The 4822-nt window shown below is 38.8% G+C and carries 1 protein-coding gene; it reads left to right on the top strand.

The features are described 5' to 3' along the window. Nucleotides 1-386: 386 nt before the first annotated feature. Nucleotides 387-4822: BspA family leucine-rich repeat surface protein (locus B9Y84_RS20310; protein ID WP_085519232.1), on the top strand; the 4436-nt coding region annotated here is incomplete at its 3' end.

Raw genomic sequence — 4822 nt, 5'->3', positions numbered from 1 at the left:
ATGAAAGTGGGAGAAACACTGAAATTGGGATACGCCTTTGAATTGCCTGTCAACAATACAGCCCTAACTGGTTTTGGAACCCATTCACTCATGGTATCGCTCGATCTTGAGCTTTTCGGAAAACATGGACTAGGCAGAAGATTCTTTTAAAATTATTGTTTCTACCCTCTAGGATCTTTATGCAAAGGTAACATCTTCAGATTTTATCATGATGTAATATAAGATTTAAATTGTTTTAGTATATTTGATGAGTGTAAAATAGTTCAAGTTCATTATTATAGTTTCCTGAAGTAATACAGCTCATTTTTACTTTTCTTTAGAAGAATAGCTCACCAAATACCGGTAATCTGCACATAATGAATTAATCAAAAATAGTTATTTACATTATGCGCAACCGATTTATTACAATTATTATATTTTCTTTCTTCCAGCTTTCTTTATTTGCCCAAAATGGATTTATCACCACATGGAAAACTGATAATCCCGGCACTAGTGGAGATGACCAAATTCAGATCAATTCCTCTTCTTTCAGCAACTTTAATGTGAATTGGGAAGAAGTTGGAAACCCAAGTAATAACGGAACTGAGACAGGCTTGAGCGGTAATCCGATCATTACTTTTCCTAATCCTGGGACTTATCGAATTGAAATAACCGGTGAATTAAGAGTATTTAATTTCCCTGGCGCCAATCCTGGTCCTGATGATGCTCAAAAAGTATTATCCATTGAACAATGGGGCAATATTGAATGGGAAAGTCTAAGCTCCATTTTTATTGGGTGTACCAATATGCAATATAACGCGACTGATGCACCAGATTTGACAAATGTATCAAGCATAAGTGAAGCTTTTTATTTATGTACAAATTTTACAACTGGCGATCTAACCAATTGGAATGTTTCAGGAATCACAAACATGCAAGGAGCTTTTTACCTAGCAAGAAATTTTAATGGCGACATAAGTAATTGGGACGTTTCAAGCGTTACAAATTTTTCCTTTATGTTAGGTAGAACCGATGCCTTTGCTGGAGATTTAAGTTCCTGGATCGTTTCAAGTGGTGAAGATTTCGAGGGAATGTTTGTTGGAGCATTAGCATTTAACTCAGATATAAGTGAATGGACTCCTATTGCCGCTACCAATATGTCCGCCATGTTTAAAGAGGCTGAACAATTTAACCAAAATCTTACCAATTGGGATGTAAGTCAGGTTACAGACTTTTCTGAAATGTTTAGAGCTATAAATGGAGTTTCATCCTTCAATGGAGATCTTGCAAATTGGCCGGTTACCTCAGGAACAGATTTTAGCGATATGTTTCGCGATGCTATTGATTTTAATCAAGATTTAAGTTTATGGGTTACTAGCAGTGCTGAAAACATGGAAAATATGTTCTACCAAGCCATATCCTTTAACCAAAATATAGAAAGTTGGAATGTAGATAATGTCACCAATATGGAAGGTATGTTCAGATTTGCTTCGGATTTTAATCAAGACCTAAGTAGTTGGAATGTAACTCAAGTTGGAAACATGGCCAATATGTTTGATAACACAGATCTATCTATCTGCAATTATAATAACATTCTAGCTGCGTGGTCTGGTCTGAGTTCGCTGCAAGGCAATGTAACTTTAGGAGCGAGCGGAATTCAGTATTCCAAGGAAGCTGAGATTGAAAGACAGGTTTTGATCGACACTTGGAGTTGGGAAATCCTTGATGATGGAGATGGCAGCATCAGCATAGATGCTCAGATCAATGATCTGGCTGTAGATATTACTCCAAGTGGAGGAACAACTCCTTATAGTTTTAATTGGGTTGGACCCAGCGGCTTTAATTCTACCAACAATGATATAGTCGCTCCTGAATCTGGTACTTATACCTTAACCATTGATGATTTTGGAAACTGTACTTCCTTAACCGAAGAATTCATACTACGAGAATCAAGTACAGCTTTTATCACTACATGGCAAACTGATAATCCGGGATCTACGAATGACAATCAAATTCAAATCCCAACTGATCTCACGACCAACAGTTTTGATGTTTACTGGGAAGAAATCGGAAATGTTGACAATAATGGATTGGAGCAAGATTTAACCGGAGACCCAATTATTACATTTCCAGATCCCGGCAATTATCGAATAGAAATCATAGGAAATTTTCCTCGAATTTATTTTAACAATAGCGGTGATAAAGACAAAATCCTCTCTATAGAACAATGGGGAAATATTTCCTGGAACTCTATGCAAAATGCTTTTGCAGGTTGTATAAATCTAACATCAAGTGCTGCTGATTCCCCAGATTTAACGGGCGTCACGTCACTTCAAGGAATGTTTAGTAATACAAGTAATTTCAACTCTGATATAAGTAATTGGGATGTTGGAAGGGTAAACATCTTTACAGATATGTTCCTTTCTGCAAGTGCCTTTGATAATGGTGGTGTAGCACTAGACTGGACTACGGTGGGGCAATCACCGCTTGTCAGCACAATAAGCATGTCGACCATGTTCAGCGGAGCAAGTAATTTCAATCAGGATGTGAGCGCTTGGGATGTTAGTAAAGTAAGGACTTTTCAACGAATGTTTCTTGCCGCAGATGCTTTCGATAATGGCGGAGTAGCCCTTGACTGGACTACACTAGGGCAATCTACAAATGTTAATACGATAAGCATAGATCGTATGTTCAGTGGAGCGACTATTTTCAATCAAGATGTGAGTGCATGGGATGTCAGTAAGGTCAATAGCTTTTTAGGTATGTTCGAATCTGCAACGGCCTTTGATAATGGTGGTGTCGCACTCGACTGGACGACAGTAGGTCAATCTCCAAATGTCAGCACCGTAAGAATGAATTTTATGTTCAACGGAGCGGAGAATTTCAATCAGGATGTGAGCGCATGGGATGTCAGCAAGGTAGATAACTTTGTCGCCATGTTTGTTTCTGCAAGTGCCTTTGACAACGGTGGTGTAGCACTTGACTGGACTACGCTAGGGCAATCTCCAAATGTAAGTACGATATCCATGAACGCCATGTTCAGCGGAGCAAGTGCTTTCAATCAGGATGTTAGTTCCTGGACAGTTGAAAAAGTAGAAAATATGAGCAGCATGTTTTCTGAAGCCAATCTATTTAACCAAAGCTTAGGAAATTGGGACATTAGTGGCATAACAGTTCCTAGTAGTATGGAAAACATGCTCAATAACACTGCTCTTTCTAGTGCTAATTATGATGCTACGCTGATTGGCTGGGCAGACGACAACGGAGGAACGGAGACTATCCCTGCAGGAGTGACACTTGGAGCATCAGGCCTTTCCTACTGCAGTGCAATAGCTGAAAGAGCTATATTAACAAATACGAGTACAAATAATTGGACCATCAATGATGCTGGAACAGCTTGTGATGAACCTAGCACACAATCATCTGCAATCACTTTCTCAAATGTGACATCCACTCAAATGGATATTAGCTGGACTTCAGGAAACGGTAATAACAGAATCGTTGTAGTCAAAGTCGGTAGCCCCGTAGATTTCACACCCGTTGATGCTAGCTCGTATACAGCTGACACCAACTTTGGTATTGGAATTGAATATGGTTCTGGAAATTATGTTGTTTATAATGGCAATGGAAATCTCGTAACTCTCACAGGCTTAACTGTAGGAGAAACTTATCATGTACAGATTTACGATTATAATGGTACGTCTGGTATAGAAAATTATAATACTACTGTCACTTCTGATAATTCAGCTAATATACTGATAGCACCTGAAATCCAAGTACTCAATGGAGCAGTAGATTTGACTGTAAATGATGAGATTGACTTTGGTAGCATCGTAGAAAGCACTTCCACTTCGCAAACCTTAACTATCAATAATCAGGGAACTATCGATTTAACGATTTCGGATATTCAACTGGGAACTGGAACGGCCTACGCTATTAGCGGTATCGACTTACCTATTACCATTGCATCGGGAAATAGCACTGATTTTACGATCACTCTATCTAGTGTTAGTGCTCAAACATGGACAGATGCTTTAACATTAACCAGTGATGATGCTGATGAGAGTCCTTTTTCCCTAAATTTAACCGGAGAGGTAACTGTCACTGCTGTACCTGAAATAGAGCTGCTCAATGGAGCAACTAATCTCGCTATTAATGCTGAGATTGACTTTGGTAGTACCTTGGAAAACACTTCCACATCACAAATCCTCACCATCAGAAATTCTGGTACAGCTGATTTAACCATCTCAGACATTCAGCTGACAACAGGAACAGCCTATAGCATCAGCGGCATTACCTTGCCGGCTACCATTGTTGCCGGAAATACAGTTGATTTTATTATCACCTTATCTAGCGATAGTGTCCAAACCTGGACGGACATTCTAACTATTACAAGCGATGATGCTGATGAAAGTCCTTTCATTTTGAACCTCACAGGAGAGATAATCGCAACGCCTAATGCAGAAATACAAGTCCAAAGAGAGAATTTACCTTTAAATGGAATAGTAGAATTAGGAAATACTGAAGCGGGTAATACCTTAGTCGGGACCTTCGATATTCTAAACGTAGGTGAAGCAGACTTAATAATAAATAATATAGTCAGCAGCAACGACTTATTTACTATATCATTTGGCTCTTTACCTGCCACAATTTCTGCCAATAGCTCCAATAGTTTTGATATTGAATTGAATTCTACCATAGTAGGCATCTTTGAATCGAAAATCGCAATCTCAAGTAACGACCCTGAACAAGACGTATTTGAATTTGATGTTAGAGCTGTTGTTGAAGGTGCAAGAGTGGTTTTGCTCATCACAAATCCTGATAACTCTATCGAAAGAATTGT

The organism is Marivirga sericea, from assembly GCF_900177665.1.
In the GTDB taxonomy this organism is placed as follows: Bacteria; Bacteroidota; Bacteroidia; order Cytophagales; family Cyclobacteriaceae; genus Marivirga; species Marivirga sericea.
The sequence above is the reverse complement of the archived record's forward strand: the minus strand, read 5'-3'. Positions and strand labels throughout refer to the sequence as shown.